This window comes from Rhodococcus sp. MS16 (assembly GCF_013277795.1).
Taxonomy (GTDB): domain Bacteria; phylum Actinomycetota; class Actinomycetes; order Mycobacteriales; family Mycobacteriaceae; genus Rhodococcus_F; species Rhodococcus_F globerula.
On sequence record NZ_VBTM01000001.1, the window covers coordinates 670,911 to 689,411 of the forward strand.

5 protein-coding genes are annotated in these 18,501 nt (G+C 62.2%); 4 read left to right on the forward strand and 1 reads right to left on the reverse strand.

Features of this window, described 5'->3' with window-relative positions:
• Positions 1-3 precede the first annotated feature (3 nt).
• The 4 genes from sufU to FEZ60_RS03235 all read left to right on the forward strand — a co-directional run bounded on the left by sufU (position 4) and on the right by FEZ60_RS03235 (position 17,643).
• Entirely contained in the window at positions 4-507 is a 504-nt protein-coding gene (gene sufU / locus FEZ60_RS03220; protein ID WP_033232098.1) for a Fe-S cluster assembly sulfur transfer protein SufU, read from the forward strand.
• Complete coding sequence (locus FEZ60_RS03225; RefSeq protein ID WP_033232097.1) at positions 504-926, forward strand: metal-sulfur cluster assembly factor; 423 nt, start codon at positions 504-506, stop codon at positions 924-926. Before sufU ends, FEZ60_RS03225 begins: the two co-directional genes overlap by 4 nt.
• A gap of 150 nt (positions 927-1,076) precedes the next feature.
• The gene (locus FEZ60_RS03230; RefSeq protein ID WP_172935500.1) at positions 1,077-3,161 is read left to right on the forward strand and encodes a condensation domain-containing protein; all 2,085 of its coding nucleotides are present in this window, start codon (positions 1,077-1,079) and stop codon (positions 3,159-3,161) included.
• Positions 3,162-3,456: 295 nt separating this feature from the next.
• A complete protein-coding gene (locus FEZ60_RS03235) occupies positions 3,457-17,643 on the forward strand; it encodes a non-ribosomal peptide synthetase (protein ID WP_202025588.1) in 14,187 nt (4,728 codons plus the stop codon).
• 4 nt (positions 17,644-17,647) lie between these two features.
• On the opposite strand, the gene FEZ60_RS03240 is transcribed toward FEZ60_RS03235, so the two are convergent.
• Positions 17,648-18,475, reverse strand: a complete 828-nt coding sequence (locus tag FEZ60_RS03240; protein WP_045067708.1) for a Ku protein — start codon at positions 18,473-18,475, stop codon at positions 17,648-17,650.
• Positions 18,476-18,501: the final 26 nt, after the last annotated feature.

Here is an 18,501-nt window from a genome sequence, read left to right on the forward strand (position 1 = left end):
ATCATGCGTATGGAGCAGATGTATCAGGAAGTGATCCTCGATCACTACAAACATCCGCACGGCCGCGGTCTTCGTGAGCCGTTCGGCGCCGAGGTTCATCACGTCAACCCGACCTGTGGCGACGAAGTAACACTGCGCGTGCACATCGCGGACGACGACACCGTCGCTGACGTGTCGTACGACGGTCAGGGCTGTTCGATCAGCCAGGCGTCGACGTCGGTGCTCAACGACCTTGTCATCGGCATGAAGGTCACGGATGCGCTCGAGACCGTGGCAGCTTTCAACGAGATGGTCAGCAGTCGCGGCAAGATCGAGGGCGACGAAGACGTTCTCGGTGACGGCATTGCCTTTGTGGGAGTTTCGAAGTACCCGGCACGTGTGAAGTGCGCGTTGCTCGGATGGATGGCGTTCAAGGATGCAGTTGTCCAGATTGTTGACGGTGGTGCCGTGAATGCTCGAGACAACAGCAGTGATTTGGTCGACACGACTAGAGGACAGGGATCATGACCGAGACACAAGCAACACAGGAGTCCGAGGCCACCGCTCCGGTGAACCCCAATCCCGATTCCACTGCGGAATTCGGTGGCGCGCAGGGTTCCGGAACACTGCCCTCACCGGAACGACTCGACGAACTCGAAGAAGCCATGCGCGACGTTGTCGACCCCGAACTGGGAATCAATGTCGTCGACCTCGGTCTTGTGTACGGGATCTTCGAGGACGACGGCGTTGTCACGATCGACATGACGCTGACGTCGGCGGCGTGCCCGCTGACCGATGTGATCGAGGATCAGGCTCGCGGCGCGTTGGTTCGCAGCGACCTGTGTACCGACATGAAGATCAACTGGGTGTGGCTGCCGCCGTGGGGCCCGGACAAGATCACCGAAGACGGACGCGAACAGCTTCGAGCTTTGGGTTTCACAGTCTGATCCACTGATGCTTTTCCCCTCTGACGCCGGTACCTGACCAAGGTGCCGGCGTTAGGCGTTATGTCCGGTAACGGAGTTATGTGTTCGCGCGATATTTACCAGCGAAGGCATTTTGCCGTTTTCGTACCGAACATCCCAAGGGAGATCCGCGTGAAAGGCAGTTCCGATAGACACCGTGCTCTCGGAACCTCGCGCGATCGCCGGTCGTCTCGTCAGGGTCAACTCACGGTTCTTTCGCCGCAGCAGCAGGAACTTCTCGAGGCGCAGCATTCTCGGCCCGACGTTCCACTGACGGTCAGCCACTACGTGGACGTCGCAGGAAAACTGGACGTCGACACCCTGAAAGCTGCTAGTTCACTCGCCAGCCGTGAATTCGGATGCCGATCACTGCTACCGGCGCAGGGTGTTGTCATGAGTCATGGTGGCAAGCGGGGCGCGAATTCGTTCGACGTGGTAGATCTTCGAACCGAATCGGATCCACACACCGTGGCCCGGAACTGGATGCAGCGCGAATCGGCTCGGCCGATGGACCCGTCGACCGAGCAACTGGCACAGTGGGCCATTCTCGTTCTGGGTGACGAGCACTGCTTGTGGTACGCCCGAGTGCATCGCATCGCGCTCGATGTTGCCGGCTGCCGGTCGATGATGATTCGAGCGGCCGAGATCTACACCGCGGCCGTGCGGAACACGGCTCCGGATTCGCCATATTCGCCTCGTACGGCAGTCGACACCGAGGTCGGCTACCGTGTGTCGAAACGCTGGATCCAGGATCAGAAGTATTGGGACGCAACGCTTGCGGGTGCGCCGACCCGAATGTCGCTGGCGGCTGAAACCGCGACGGCTGTGGCATTGCCCAACGTCCGAACCGGAACTGTGCCGCGACATGTCATTGCCTCTCTCGAAGGCATCGCCGAAGCGGAGAGCGTGAGCCTGTCCACGGTGCTCATTGCGACATTTGCCGTGTATCTCGGGCGCATGACGGGTTCTCGTGATGTAGTTCTTCGAATTCCGACGCCGGCGCCGACGTCGTCGATTGCGCGGGTGGCCGGTGCAAGCGCGTCGAATATCGTGCCGTTGCGCGTCATGCTCGATCCGCACTGCCGAATTGGTGAATTGGTGCGGGCAGTCAAAGTCGAATTGGTGGGTGCGATTCGGCACCGCCGCTACCGCGACCAGCAACCGCTTCGCGCACCGGTTCTGGCATTGAATCTGTTTCCATCTGGAATCACGCTTGGCGACGCGCGGGGTGTGCTGCATCTCGAGTCTGCGGGCCCCGTCGAAGATTTGGAGGTTACGCTCCAGTCGCACTCCGAAACGAGCGGCATTCAGGTCGATTTTGCAGCGCATCCTGATCTGTATTCGGAGGAAATCCTCACCGAGCACCATCGCAGTTTTTGTGAACTTCTTGCCTTGATCGGTTCCAGCGACGCGGCGACCCTCGTGGCGGATGTCGATCCGCGAGCTGACACGACACCGGATTCAGCTGGGTTGCAGGCCCGTAACTTGGAGTATTGGCGTGAGGCGTTGTCGACACCCGCCCCGACGTTGGGTTTGCTTCCTATGCTCGCCGGTGAGCGTTCCTCGGCGCCGGTCGTCATCTCCCCACAGCTGTATCGACGGCTCGAATCGCTGGCAGCATCGATGTGCACCAGCATGTTCGTGTTGTATCACGCGGCCGTCGCAGGATTGCTGCGTCGACGAGGTTCATCCTCGGAGGTCTCGATCGGGGTGCCGCTTCGAGGGTATGGTGCGCCGCACCCGGACAACTTTGCCTCGATGTACGCCCATCACGTCGTACTTCGTTTGACCATCGACACCGCGGAGAGTTTGACCCGGTTGATCGAGCGGACCGACGATGCAGTTGTCGACGCGCTGATCCACGCGGATATCCGGTTGTCCGCGGTGGCGGCTGCGCTGGGCGAGCGTCGTTCACTCGACTACGGTCCGCTGTTCAGGACACTGGTATTTGCGCAATCGCCGATGGATACGCATCCACGGTTCCGGGCCGTGATGGGCGGGGTGCCAGTCGGATTCGAACTTGCCGACATGCCAGAACTGTACATCTCGCTACCGAGTCAGACGGGTAGTTCCCGAGCTGTCGGCTACGTGAACTGCATTGCTCCGCCGACAGAGGCCCGTGATCTTGCATTCCGGTTTCAGCGGATACTTCGCGCCATGGTCGATGATTCTCGCCTGACGCTCGAGGCCGTGGATCTGGCGCACAAAGACCTGTGACGTTTGGTGCCCTATGGTGAGGGTATCTGACCCGCCAGTTTGTTTACCGCGGGACTTTTCGCCATTATATGCAGGACGATAGTCCTGTTTTGCCGCATTTGTGATCCGCTCTCATATATCTGTGTGGTAACGCCGCGACGGATAGTCACGATGAGATCTCAAGTGGGCAATTTGTCAGCTTTCGGCATTTGCTCCTTTCTTGGCTCGGCCTATTGACTGGTGCGTTTTTGCTCGTGTGTCACGACTATTTCGTTCAAGGGAGATCCGTGTGGAAGGTAGCCCCAATCGAGGAAGAATGTCCGACACTTTCCCGCTGTCCCCTTCACAACTTTCCTTACTTGTCGCGCAACAGCTGAGGCCCGAAATTCCGGTCACCATTGCGCAGTACGTCGATGTGGACGGACCGTTGGACATTGCCGTACTGACCGCGGCGAGTAAGCAAACCGGACGTGAGATCGGATCGGGGTATCTCCGATTGGTCGAGGTGGACGGCACGCCACGGCAATGGCTCGACGTGAACCTGGATGACCGGCTGGACGTGGTGGACCTGCGCGGAGAGTCGGATCCTGAAGCGGCAGCCCAGGATTGGATGCACCGCGAACACACCACCCCCATGGATCCCTTCGTCGATCGTCTGGTGCGGATGGCAGTTCTCGTGCTTGCGGAGGACCGTTACTACTGGTACAGCCGCATTCATCACGTGGCTCTCGACGGGTTCGGCGCGATGTCGATGATGAATCGCACAGCCGAGATCTACACCGCATCCGTTCGGAACGAACCGGTTCCCGACCAGGAAACAGCGTCGCTCCCCGCTCTGGTCCAGTCCGAATCCGACTACCTGGGTTCGACGCGATGGAACCGCGATCGGGAGTACTGGAACACGAAGATGGCTGATCAGCCGTCCGGAACGTCACTTGCACGCAATACGGCGCCAGCGCAGTCGTGGGCCCGGATCCGATCGGCAACTGTGCCTGCGGCGCTGCGAAACACCATCGCAATCGTCGCGGACGCTCATGACGTCACAACCGCGTCAGTAGTGATCGGAGCCTTGGCCGCGTTCCTGGCCCGCACGATCGGCACCAGAGATGTGGTCTTGAGTCTGCCCGTGTCCGGACGCACGACAAAGGCTGCCAGACGGTCCGGCGGAATGATGTCGAACGTTGTACCGCTGCGGGCGACGATCGACCCGAACTACTGCGTCGGTGACGTGCTCCGCGAGGTGAAACTGGAACTCACCGGCGCGTTGCGTCATCAGAAGTATCGGCACGAGGATCTGCGACGAGATCTCAACGCGGGTACTGGGGCTATGGCCGATGGTCGAGGATTTCACGGACCACTGATCAATCTGATGCTGTTTCATTCCGGCATTACTCTTGGCGCCGCCGCCGGTGAACTCCGGGTGATCTCGACGGGCCCGGTGGAGGATCTGTCGGTCAACGTCTACCAGCCGTCCACCACCGACATCCAGATCGATTTTGCGGCCAACCCGGATCTTTATACCGACGAGACCCTCACCGCCCACCATTGTGGGTTCCTCGATTTCCTCGAATTGTTCTGCGCCGCTGGTCCTGATACCCGATTGTCGGATATAGATTTTCACGGGGCGCGGAGCTGGGTCGACAATGTTCGCCATTCGCAAAATATCGAATACTGGGCGCGGAAACTTTCGACACCTGCAGAAGAACTGGGGCTGCCGGTGTCGGCGGACGGGATTCGCTCTCAGGCGCCCGTCGCGATCGAATCCGATGTGTTCCAGTGTCTCGAGTCGATGGCCGCAGCGACGGATACGAGTGTGTTCGTGCTGCTGCAGTCCGCGATGGTTGGCCTGCTACGACGCCACGGCTCGGCCGAAGAAGTGTCAATCGGGGTATCGGTGCGTGGATACGGTTCGCCGAGTCCCGACGATTTTGTATCGATGTTCGCCAATCAATTGGTCCTGAGAACCGAAGCGTCGACCTCCGCGACGCTCGCGGAATTGGTCGAGATCGTGGATGGTGTCACTGTCGAATCATTCGATCGTGCGGACACCCTTCTGACATCGGTGACCGCAGCCCTCGGGGACGGTCGCACAGTGGAGAACGGACCTTTGTTCCGGGCGATGCTCTGTTTCGACGAAGCACTCGACGCGCACCCAAGGTTTCCCGGACTGATAGTAGGGGTGCCCATCGGGTCCGACATCGCCACCGACCCGGACCTTGTTGTCTCGCTGACGGTCCCGGCTGGCAATGACGGCAGCGGCGACCGGACTGTCACCGGGGTTGTGGACTGGCTCGGTTCGAAGCGAGCTGCCGAGGATCTCGCAGACCGCTTCAACCGAATCCTGACCGCGCTGGTGACGACACCTCGCTTGGCTTTGGGGGCTGTTGCGCTACTGCGAGCCGACGAGCGAGGTGCGCTCGTACGGCCGGTGCGGCCGCCAACTCCGGTTCGTACACTGACCGACGTCCTTGCCGGTCAAGTCCGCAACCTGCCACACGCTGTCGCGGTGGTGTGCGGCAGCGAGCGGATGTCGTACCGAGTACTGGACGAGCGATCGAACCGGTTGGCCCGCAAGCTGATCCAGGAGGGTGTTCGTTCCGAATCGCTTGTCGGCATCATGCTGACGAAATCGCTCGACATGATCGTTGCCGTGACAGCCGTGTTGAAGGCCGGCGGTGCTTATCTTCCACTCGATCGTGCGCACCCGGCTGATCGGGTGAGATTTGTGATCGACGACGCGAAGCCGGTGTGCATTATCTCCGATTCCGAAATTCCGAATGTGGTGGTGGTCGGGGTCGAATCCGCCGAATTCTCCGCCGACGCTCTCGGCGACCACTCGGGTTTTCACAGCGCCGACAACCTGGCCTACGTCATCTACACGTCGGGCTCGACCGGGAGGCCGAAAGGAGTCCCCGTAACTCATGCAGCGGTGATGCGACTGTTCGAGAACACAAGTCGTGATTTCGGGTTCGACCACACCGATGTGTGGACGATGTTCCACTCGTTTGCCTTCGACTTCTCGGTGTGGGAATTGTGGGGAGCGCTGCTGAACGGCGGAACGCTGGTACTTGTCGACCACGACCTTTCGCGTGATCCCGATGCCTTCCGTGCCCTTGTCGCCGAAGAAGGCGTCACCGTGCTGAATCAGACACCGTCGGCGTTCTACCAGTACATCGAGGCGGACACGCGTGCAGTGTCTCCGACTGCGCTCCGGTACGTGATCTTCGGCGGTGAAGCACTGGACCTGCGTCGCCTCGGGCGCTGGTACGACAATCACAGCGACTCGGCCCCGACTCTTGTCAACATGTACGGGATCACCGAAACGACGGTGCACGTCACTCGTCTCGAACTGGGCAGTGCACACGCACGCTCAGCGGCCGGCAGCCAGATCGGTGACGCGATCGACGGGCTTCGGGTCTACCTGCTCGACGACCATCTCTCACCCGTCCCAGTGGGTGTTGCGGGGGAGATCTACGTTGCCGGCGGCCAGGTCGCTCGCGGTTACCTCGGGCGTCCGGACCTGACTGCGTGCAGGTTTGTCGCCGACCCGTTCAACGCCGGCGGAGGGCGGCTGTACCGATCCGGAGACCGGGCTCACTGGGTTGAACCCGGCCGGCTCGAGTATCTCGGTCGCGGTGACGCTCAAGTCAAGATTCGTGGTTTCCGGATAGAACTCGGTGAGATCGACGCCGTAATCCTCGCTGCGCCTGGAGTAAACGACGCCGTGACGGTGGTGGCACCCACACCGGCCGGTGATGTTCTGGTCACGTATGTGACCACAGCCGACGCCGTCGACGACCAGGCGTTGCGAATGCATGCTGCTGGAATGCTCCCGTCGTACATGGTTCCCGACGCGTTCATGGTGATCGACGCAATTCCCTTGACCACCAACGGAAAACTTGACCGACGCAGCCTGCCGTCACCGATCCTGGGTTCCCAGGCTGCGTTCCGGTCACCGACTACTGCGACCGAAATTGCGGTTGCCGCTGTTCTTGCCGACATTCTTGGCAGTGGCCCACTCGGGCTCGACGACAACTTCTTCCATCTCGGCGGAAACTCATTGGCCGCGACGACGGTGGTTGCCCGGGTGGCCGAGGCAACGGGCGTGCGAATGCCCTTGCGGGCGTTGTTCGACCACCCGACTGTTTCCGGAATTGCCGCGAGCGTAGAACACGCAACTCAGACTCCGGACAGCGGTGCCCTGCGGGTTGAACCACGTCCGCAGACGCTACCGCTCGCGCCCGCACAACAGCGACTGTGGTTCCTGGGGCGAGTGGCGCCGGAGTCCGGTGCGTACAACATTCCGTTTGCGATATCGCTGCGGGGCAATGTCGACACTGCAGCGCTGCAGCAAGCCCTGATCGATGTCGTCACTCGGCACGAATCGCTGCGCACCGTGTTCCCTCAACGCGCCGACCAGGCAGTTCAGGAGATTCTTGATCCCGGTGACAGTTTCGAGGCGCTGGAATCCATCGGCGTCGAACGGCGCTTGCTCGACGACCGGATCTTCGAATTTGCTTCGGCCGGTTTTGATCTGGTGCGTGAATCTTCGGTGCGGTTCCTGCTGATCCAGGTTGCCGATACCGACGAATATGTCCTGGTGGTTGTCCTGCATCACATGGTGGCGGACGGTTGGTCACTTGCTCCGCTGGCCGCCGATCTCACCGGCGCCTACGCCGCTCGGGTCACCGGCCACGCTCCGATGTGGGAACCGCTAACCGTCCAGTACGCCGACTACGCCCTGTGGCATCGTCAGCACCTTGGCGAAGTCGCCGACCCGAATTCGCTTGCATCCGAACAGATTGCGTTCTGGACTCGCCAACTCGCAGACGCACCCGAACAACTTGATCTGCCGATCGATCGTCCTCGCCCGATCGCGCCGTCGCTGCGCGGTTCGCACGTGGACTTCAGGATTGATGCGCCCGTCCATCAGAAACTGACGGCTCTGGCCGCAGACCACGGCGCCACGCCGTTCATCGCTCTGCATGCGTGCTTTGCTCTGCTACTGGCCAAGTACAGCGGTACGGACGACATCGTCGTCGGAACGCCGGTCGCGGGTCGAGGGGACAGGTCTCTGGATCCGATCGTCGGCATGTTCGTCAACACACTCGCTCTGCGGACGGTCATCGATCGCGGCATGACATTTCACGCATACCTCGAACTGGTCAGAAGTATCGACCTCGACGCTTTCGACAACGCAGACGTGCCATTCGACGTTGTGGTGGACGCACTGGAAATCGATCGTTCGTCGTCGCACAATCCGGTGTTCCAGGTGGCAATCACCTCGCGGATTGCGACCACCCACACGGGAGAGATCGCCGGGATCTCGATGGCGGCTCGTGCGGTCGATACCGGCCTGACCAAGTTCGATCTCGAATTGACGATCGCCGAACGACACGAAGCCGAGATCGAGGGGATTGCGCGACCAGACGGAATCGATGCCACCCTCACCTATTCCACCGACCTGTTCGACACCTCGACGATCGAAGCGATGGCCGAGAACTTCATGACGCTCGTGAAGTCCGCCGTTACCGACCCGGCAACTCGGGTTGGCGATCTTCATACGCTTCATGCCGGTGAAAGCGCCGCCGTACTGCCACGACGCGGTCAGGCAGGGTTGCCCGATGCGACGCTAGCGCAGATTATCGGCGGCACGGCAGAGGCATATCCCGACCGGATTGCTGTCGACGACGGTGAGCGCGCACTGTCGTACCGCGAGCTTGACAGTGAATCCAATCGGATCGCTCGATACCTCATGGACCTGGGCGTCTGCGGCGAGGTACCGGTAGCGCTGGCAGTTGCGCGGTCGGTCGACTCGGTTCTTGCAGTGTGGGCAGTCGCCAAATCCGGTGGAGTCTTCGTTCCCGTCGACCCGCGGTACCCGGAAGATCGGGTGGCGCACATGCTCGAGGATTCCGAAGCGCGGATCGGCATCAGATCAGTCGACGCTGCCGCAGGTGGCAGCGTTGCCGCGTGGATCGACTTTCGCGACCCAGACATCGCGGCGGAGGTCGCGGCGTATCCGGACTCTCCGATCGGCCATGACGAGCACTCCACATCGACCACACCAGCGTCTGCTGCGTACATCATCTACACGTCCGGATCGACCGGTGTGCCGAAAGGCACCGTCGTGACGCACTCCGGCCTGGCCAATCTTGCGCGGGAACAGCAGGATCGATATCGGATCACCGAGAATTCCCGGACCCTACATTTTGCGTCACCGAGCTTCGACGGTGCCGTACTCGAACTTCTGCTCGCGGGGTCCACCGGCGCGACGATGGTGATCGCGCCGGCCGACATCTACGGCGGCGAGGCGCTTGGGAAGTTCCTTCGAACGAGCGCGGTGACCCATGCCTTCGTCACACCCGCAGCACTCGCGACGGTAGATCCCGCCGGTATCTCCGAACTTGAATGTGTTGTTGTCGGCGGCGACGTCTGCACACCGGAACTCGTCGAGAGTTGGGGCCGGGGACGCCGGCTGCACAACGGGTACGGGCCCACCGAAACCACGGTGATGGTGGCGATCAGCGACCAGATCGAACCCGGTGAGTCGATCACCATCGGCGGACCCATCCGCGGTGTCGACGCCGTTGTCCTGGACTCGCGGCTGCAACCGGTGCCGGTCGGCGGTGTCGGCGAGCTGTACATCGGTGGACCGGGGCTGGCTCGCGGCTACCATCGACGTGCCGGATTGACATCGGATCGTTTTGTCGCACATCCGTATTCGCCCGACGGTGCACGGATGTACCGAACCGGAGACCTCGTTCGTTGGACCAAGGACCTCACACTTCGCTACGTGGGGCGCAGCGACCATCAACTCAAGATCCGCGGATTCCGCATCGAACTCGGTGAGATCGACGCCGCGTTGATGGAATCTCCGCTTGTACAGTTCGCAACAACAATCGCCGTCGAATCCTCCGTGGGGACCGCACTGGCGTCGTACGTGCTGTTCAGTGACGAGAACCGCGACGGCGAGAACCGCGACACCGAGGCTCTGTTCGGGTTGCTCGGAGAAACCCTGCCCCGCTACATGATTCCGTCGTCCATCACCGCCATCGACGCCATACCGCTGACGCCGGTAGGAAAGCTGGACCGCCGGGCGCTACCCACGCCGCTCGCGCGTGAAATCCTCGGTACCGGGCGCGCGCCGGAGCCGGGTCTGGAGCAGGCAGTAGCGGATGTCTTTGCAGCGCTTCTGGATGTGACCGCCGTGCGAGCAAGCGACAGTTTCTTCGATCTCGGTGGCAACTCGCTGATCGCCACGCAGGTCACCGCACGATTGACCGCCGCGACGGGTATCGCGGTAGAGGTGCGGTCGATTTTCGAGAACCCCACCGTCGAAGGTCTGGCACTGCGTCTCGCTTCGTGCGTCGCAGCCTCGGACGATCGCCCGGCTCTCACGGCCGTTGTCCGCCCTGATCGCGTGCCGCTTTCGGCCGCGCAACAGCGACTGTGGTTCGTCAACCGGTTCGATCCGGCGTCGCCGGCTTACAACATTCCGTTCTCGATTCGGATTACCGGAAACGTGTCGGTTGACGCCCTCGAAGCGGCATTGTCCGATGTCATCGCACGTCACGAAGCACTGAGAACCGTCTATGTCGATGACGCTGACGGTCCCGTTCAGATCATTCGCGCGCGGGCCGACGTGAATTTTGCGGTGGAGCAGTGCACCGGTAATGCCGACACCACGGTGGACGAGTTCACAGGTCGAGGTTTCGACCTGAGTGCGGACCTTCCGCTACGGGCGCTGCTGGTACGCGAAGGCCCGGACGTGCATCGTCTGGTGGTGGTTATCCACCACATTGCCTTCGACGGTTGGTCGTTGACCCCGTTTGCTGCGGATTTCGTTGCTGCGTATTCGGCTCGCGCAGTGGGGGACTCACCGGTATTTATGCCGCTGGACGTGCAGTACGCCGATTACGCGCTGTGGCAGCACACCGTTCTCGGTGATGCACACGATCCGGAAAGCGTGGCTTCTCGTGAGCTGAAATTCTGGACGGCGGCAATGGCCGACGCGCCGGACGAATTGCGCCTACCCAAGGATCGTCCACGAGGATCCGAGTCCACCACCGCGGTCGGTTCCGTCCCGGTCATCCTCGACTGCGATGCAGGCAGGCGCATCGGCGTTCTGGCCCGTGACACCGGAACAACGCAGTTCATGGTCCTGCACGCGATGTTTGCACTTGTTCTTGCACGCCTCGGCGCGACCGACGACGTGGTGATCGGAACACCGGTTGCCGGCCGTGGACGCCCCGAACTCGATGCGCTGATCGGAATGTTCGTCAACTCCTTGCCGCTGCGCACAGCGGTTGATCACCGGGCGCCGTTCACGGACCTGCTCGACGCCGTACGCGAGAGCGACCTCGCCGCATTCGAACACGCCGATCTGCCCTTCGACGTGCTGGTGGACGCACTCGACCTCGACCGGTCGACGCCGCGTCATCCGGTGTTCCAGGTCATGCTGTCGTACCACCAGAATATTGTGTCTCCGCAGGTGAGTGTGCATGGCGTCCATCTTCACGCGGAGCCACTCGAACCTGCGACAGCGAAATTCGATCTCGAACTGACGCTCGTGGCGGGTGATTCCGAGAACCCGGAGATCACCGGCTCCCTGCGTTTCGCGCACGCTTTGTTCGACGAGGACACAGCAGCGCGGATTGCCGCGCGGTTCGAGTCGGTAGCGCGGGCCGTAATCGCCGATCCGAGTACCACGATCGCCGATATCGAACTGCTCACCGCCGACGAGCGGGCGTCGCTGATGCCGGTTCGCGGACCGGCCTGGGTCGGATCGCGCACCTTGGCGGACATCTTCACCCGGACGGCAACGGAGGCCGGACATTCGGTTGCGCTCCGATCGGGAAATGTGACCCTGCGCTACCGTGAACTCTATTCCCGCGCGTCAGCGGTCGCGCATCGGTTGACCACGGAGGGAATCGGCGCCGAAGACATTGTGGCGATTGCGATTCCGCGTTCCGTCGACTCGATTGTTTCGCTGTGGGCCGTGGCATTGACCGGTGCGGCGTTTGTTCCCGTCGATCCGCGATATCCGGCGGATCGAATCCTGCACATGCTCACCGATTCCGGAGCATCACGCGGATTGACGACAACATCTGTGCTCGAGTCGCTTCCACGATCCGTGCCGTGGTTGACAATGGATGAGATTGTCGCTGATTCGCGCGAACTGGTGGTACCAGCAGCACCTATCCGAGCCGACAACCTTGCATACATCATCTACACGTCGGGCTCGACGGGTAAACCCAAGGGCGTCAGCGTCACTCACCGCGGACTGAGTGCGCTAGCCGCAGAACAAACGCAGCGATACGGCATCTCTGCCTCCTCGCGGACCCTTCATTTTTCGTCACCGAGCTTCGACGCTTCTATCCTCGAACTACTGCTTGCCATCGATACCGGCGCCACGATGGTGATTGCCTCGCCCGATGTGTACGGCGGTGAAGATCTGGCCGAGCTCATCGCCCGTGAAGGCGTCACGCACGCCTTCATCACACCAGCAGCGCTTGCCTCGGTCGATCCCGCCGGACTTGACGTGCTCCAATCGATCGTTGTCGGCGGCGAAGCATGCCCGCCCGAACTGGTGCAGCGATGGGCGCCGGGCCGTCGGTTGTTCAACGGCTACGGCCCCACTGAAACCACGGTCATGGTGTGCATCAGCGACGCGTTGGCAGTGGGGGAGCCAGTCACCATCGGCGGACCGGTCCGCGGGGTGTCGGCTGTCGTTCTCGACGGATCCGGAAACCCGGTTCCGGTCGGTGTGACGGGTGAGCTCTACATCGCCGGTCTCGGACTGGCCCGCGGATACCACGATCAGCCTGCGCTGACCGCATCGCGATTTGTGGCGGCGCCATTCGGTCCCAGTGGAACTCGTATGTACCGGACCGGTGACCTGGTGCGGTGGACTGCCGGCGGAACCATCGACTACGTCGGGCGGTCCGATCATCAGGTGAAAGTTCGTGGGTTCCGCATCGAACTCGGCGAAATCGATTCGGTTCTCAGCAGCCATCCCGGCGTCGAATTTGCCGTCACGGTGGGTGTGGACGGCCCGGCCGGCGAGACGATATTGGCGTCGTACGTGGTGCTGTCGACGGAAACAGTTGCGGTGGAGAAGCTTCTGAGCCATGCGCGCCGGTCCCTGCCGGCATTCATGGTGCCATCGGCGATCACTCCGATCGGCCACGTTCCACTCACCCCCGTCGGAAAGCTGGACCGCGCCGCACTACCGGCCCCGGTGCTTGGCACGATCGAGCGAACGATGGCGCCCCTGGTCACGGCAACCGAACTGGTGGTCGCCGACGCGTTCGGAGAACTGCTCGGTACCGAGGACATCGGCGCCCTGGGCAATTTCTTCGACCTCGGCGGCAACTCACTGCTCGCGACCAGGCTGGTTGCGCGTCTCGGCGAATCACTGGGCCGCCACGTTCCGGTCCGCATGCTGTTCGAACACCCAGACATCCGAGACCTCGCAGCTGCGCTGGATTCAACGGCTTCGGTCTGGGGGCTGCCGCCGATCACTGTCAGCAAGCGCCCCGAACGAATTCCACTGTCGTACGCGCAATCACGCATCTGGTTCCTCAACCAACTCGATCCGGCCTCACCCGCGTACAACGTTCCGGCGGCAATCTCACTCGACGGCAGCCTCGACGTGCCGGCTCTCGAAGCTGCGGTGCTCGATGTGATCGAGCGTCACGAGATCTTGCGAACGGTGTTCCCCGACTCGGATACCGGGCCGCATCAGGTGGTGCAGAGCAACGTCACCGCGGTGGAATTCGAGACGGAAGGCGCCCGTGGGGCGGTGTCGATTGCCGCCGAATTTGCTTCTCGCGGCTTCGACGTCACCTCCGAAGCACCCATCCGCGCACTACTGATGGAGACCGCACCGGATCGCCACACTCTTGTCATCGTCGTGCACCACATCGCCGCTGACGGATGGTCCGTCGCGCCCTTGATGAGGGACGTGCTCACCGCCTACATTGCACGATGCTCCGGACATGCTCCGCACTTCACACCCCTCGACGTGCACTACGCCGACTTCGCCCTGTGGCAACGCCAGGCTCTCGGCGGCGCGGACGACCCCGATAGTGTGCTCGGCGCACAGGCGTCGTACTGGCGGGAAACCTTGCGCGGGGCACCAGAGTTGATCGATCTCCCCGTTGATCGGCCGCGCCCGCTCACTCAATCGCTGGCTGGTGCGCACGTCACCGTCACGCTGCCGTCGCACATTCGCACCGCAGTGGAAGCCCTTGCCGGATCTAACGCAGCGACACCGTTCATGGTGTTGCACGCGGCGTACGCCGTGCTGCTGTCTCGCGTGAGTCGCAGCAGCGACGTCGTGATCGGCTCGCCGGTCGCCGGACGTGGCCACCGAGTTCTCGACGATCTGGTCGGAATGTTCGTCAACACGGTCGGACTGCGCACGATTGTCGATCCCGCTGTGACCTTCGTCGACGTACTACGCACGGTTCGCGCCGTTGACCTGGATGCATTTGCCCACACGGACATTCCTTTCGAACAGGTTGTGGAGGTTGTTGCGCCGACGCGTACAACCGACCGTCATCCGTTGTTCCAGACGATGTTCTCCTTCCACGCCGCTCATCAGGTGGCGTGGAAACTGCCCGGACTGAGCGTCCGCGCGGAGGAGATCACGCCCGACGTCGCGAAGTTCGATCTGCAATTCACGGTCGTGGAACAGACAGCGCAAGAGGGCGCCGGGTACACCGCGTCCCTGACCTATGCAACGGATCTGTTCGACGCAGATACCGCTGCGTCGTTTGCAACGATGTTGGAGACGCTTGTCGCCGAGGTGACTGCCGATCCGACCGTCGTAGTCGGCGACGTGGACCTCCTCGGACCGAATGAGTCCAGTGCTGTGCGCGGTGACGTAGCAGGCGACCCCGCGACGTTGCCGCAGCTTCTTGCCCGAGCTGCGTCCGATCCGTTGGCTTTGGCATTGATCGACGCGGCGGGATCCGACGCTCTGACGTACGGCGAACTCGATCGCCGGTCCGACGCTCTGTGCCGCGTGCTGGTAGCGAGTGGCGCTGCCCCGGAAATGATTGTCGCGATTGCACTTCCGCGCTCCGTCGACTACGTGATCGCAGTGTGGGCTGTAGCCAAGACCGGCGCGGCGTTCCTGCCGGTAGATCCGGCGTATCCGGCCGAACGCATCGAACACATGCTTCGCGACAGCGGGGCCGTTCTCGGACTGACAGCCGGCAGTTATGTCGCCGACCTGCCGGACACATCGCGGTGGGTGACACTCGAGTCGCTCGAACTTACCGTCGGCGGCGCAGACGTGAGTCCGGTGTCGGTCGAGCTCGATCACCTGGCCTACCTGATCTACACGTCCGGTTCCACCGGAAAACCGAAGGGCGTGTTGGTCACCCACGCGGGACTGTCAGCTTTTGCGGAGGAACAACGCGAGCGATTCGGCGTGAGCGCTGATTCCCGCACCCTGAGTTTTGCGTCTCCCAGCTTCGACGCGTCGATTCTCGAACTGCTGCTTGCCGTCGGCGCAGGCGCAACCATGGTGATTGCACCCGCGACGGTGTACGGCGGCGCCGAACTGCGAGATGTGATGCAGCGCTGCGCCGTCACGCACGCGTTTGTCACCCCCGCAGCCCTGGCGACGGTTGATCCCAGCGGACTCGATCAGCTCGACGTAGTGATCGTCGGCGGCGATACGTGCTCAGCCGAGCTCGTAGCCCAGTGGGCCCCACGGCGACGGATGTTCAACGCCTACGGTCCGACCGAGGCCACGGTCGCGGTCACGATCAGCGACGAGTTGAGCGTCGGGGATCCGGTGTCGATCGGTGGCCCGATCCGGGGCGTCGCCGCGCGTGTTCTCGATTCGCGCCTGCACTCGGTACCCGGGCGACTCGTCGGGGAGTTGTACGTCAACGGGGCCGGACTTGCGCGGGGGTATCTCGGTAGTCCCGCGTTGACGGCAACACGGTTTGTTGCCGACCCGCACGGCCAGGCAGGTGCGCGGATGTACCGCACCGGCGATCTGGTGCGCAGCGACCGCGACGGTTCGTTGAACTACCTCGGACGCGGCGACCACCAGGTCAAGGTGCGTGGGTTCCGTATCGAGCTGGGAGAAATCGACACGGTCGTGGCGTCGGAACCGTCGGTCCGTGCAGCCGTCGCGGCCGTCGTTGGGGCCGGCAGCGATTCCAGGATCGTGGCGTACGTAGTCCCTGCCGTCGGCGGAAGTATCGATTCGGCAATGTTGCGCCGCCATGCCGCTCGCTTGTTGCCGACGCATATGGTGCCGTCCGCCTTCGTGACGATCGACTCGATCCCGACGTCGCCGGCAGGCAAGGTCGATCGCTCCGCGCTCCCGACTCCCACGTGGGACGACGACGGCGGCCGCAGGCCGGAGGGTTCCGCGGAGATCGCTCTGTGCGCGGCATTCGCCGACGTACTCGAACTCGACGTCGACATGGTCCACGCAGATTCGAGCTTCTTCGATCTCGGCGGAAACTCGCTGATGGCAACACGTCTGGTAGCTGCGATCGAGGTGAGGACCGGGAGCGCAGTTCCCGTTGGGTGGTTGTTCTCGGATCCGACGCCGGAGGCGCTGGCCCGCAAGCTTGCCGACGCCGACTCGGCCGAGTCGGATGCATCAGCACTGTCCGAGTCGGATGCATCAGCACTGTCGGTTCTGCTGCCTATCCGAACCTCAGGGGAAGCCGAACCGCTGTTCTGCGTCCATCCCGCGATCGGCTTGGCCTGGTGCTACGGCGGGTTGGCTCAGTACGTCGATCCAGCCCGACCGTTGTACGGCCTGCAGTCGCCGATCCTCACGGACCCGGAATTCCGGGCAGAGATGATCGAAGATTTTGCGGCGCGATATGTCGCGGAGATCCGCCGAGTCCAGCCGCACGGTCCATATCACCTACTCGGATGGTCGATCGGGGGACTGATCGCGCACGCTGCTGCCGTGCAGCTGCAGGCATTGGGGGAGAGCGTTGCCGAACTGGTCCTGTTGGACAGTTTCGTGCTCGAGGATCCGTCAATGGACGGAGCGCAACCCACACTCGCGGAATTGGTCGCGGGGCTGGGGATAGCGGTCCCTGATGCGGTGGAGTTGACTCCCGCGGCTGCGGAAGTGTTACTCCGTCGCAGTATCGGGGATCATCCGTTGGCCTCCAGCAACACGATCGAGCGACTGTACGACGAGTACTGCGCCGGGGCGCACCTTGCACATCGGTATCGCCCCGGCAGATTCGTCGGTGATCTGCTGTTCTTCTCGGCACACACGGACACCTTCGACCCACTGCGCACTGCGTCGGCGTGGCGACCGTTCATAACCGGCGTGATCGTGGACCGTCCGGTCCCCACCTCACACGCGGACATGTTCACCGACGTCGGGCTGGCGGCGATCGGGCCCGCGGTGAAACTGGCCGTTGCGTCGGGTGGTGATCGAAGCACCGACGTCGACGCTGAACTCGATGCCTTGATCGACGAACAGGACATTCGGCGGTAGGTGCTCAGGCGCGCTTGCGGGTCTTGGTCTTCGACGCGTTGGATTTTGCCTCGTCGACGCTTCGTTGCAGTGCTGCCACCAGATCGACGACGTCGGCGTCCTCGCCGCCTTGTTCGACCTCGGCTGCGGGGATGACCTTCTTGCCGCCGCTCTCGATCATGTTCTCGAGCAGTTCGCGAAGCTGAAGCTGATAGTCGTCGGTGAATTCGGTCGGGTCGAAATCGCCCGCCATGCTGTCTACCAGTGTCTGCGCCATCTTGAGTTCCTTCGGCTTCGGCTTCTCCGCGCCGTCGAGCGAGGGGAACTCGGCAGCGCGAACCTCGTCCGGCCACAGCAGGGTCTGAATTACCAGGACGCCGTCCCTGGCGCGCAACGCCGCCAGACGCGTTTTCTGCCGGAGTGTGAAGTGGACAAGCGCAGTGCGATCGCTCTCCGTGAGCACCGTCGAGAGAAGGACGTATGCCTTCGGTGACGCGGAGTCCGGTTCGAGGAAGTAACTCTTCTCGAAAAGGATGGGGTCGATCTGCTCGTTCGCGACAAACTCGAGCACCGGAATTTCATGCTTTTCCGCAGCCGGCAGCTTCGTGAAATCCTCGTCGGTCAGGACAACGCGCGTCCCGTCTTCGGCGTCGTATGCCTTGTCGATATCGGCAAATTGCACAGTGTTTCCGCACTCCGAGCACACGCGGTTGTATTTGATCCGGCCGCCGTCCTTGGCGTGGACCTGGTGGAACTTGATGTCGTGATCTTCTGTTGCGGAGTACACCTTGACCGGAACATTGACCAGACCGAACGCTATCGAGCCTTTCCAAATCGATCGCATGGTTCCCATGATGGTCGCTGCAACGCAATTGCGCG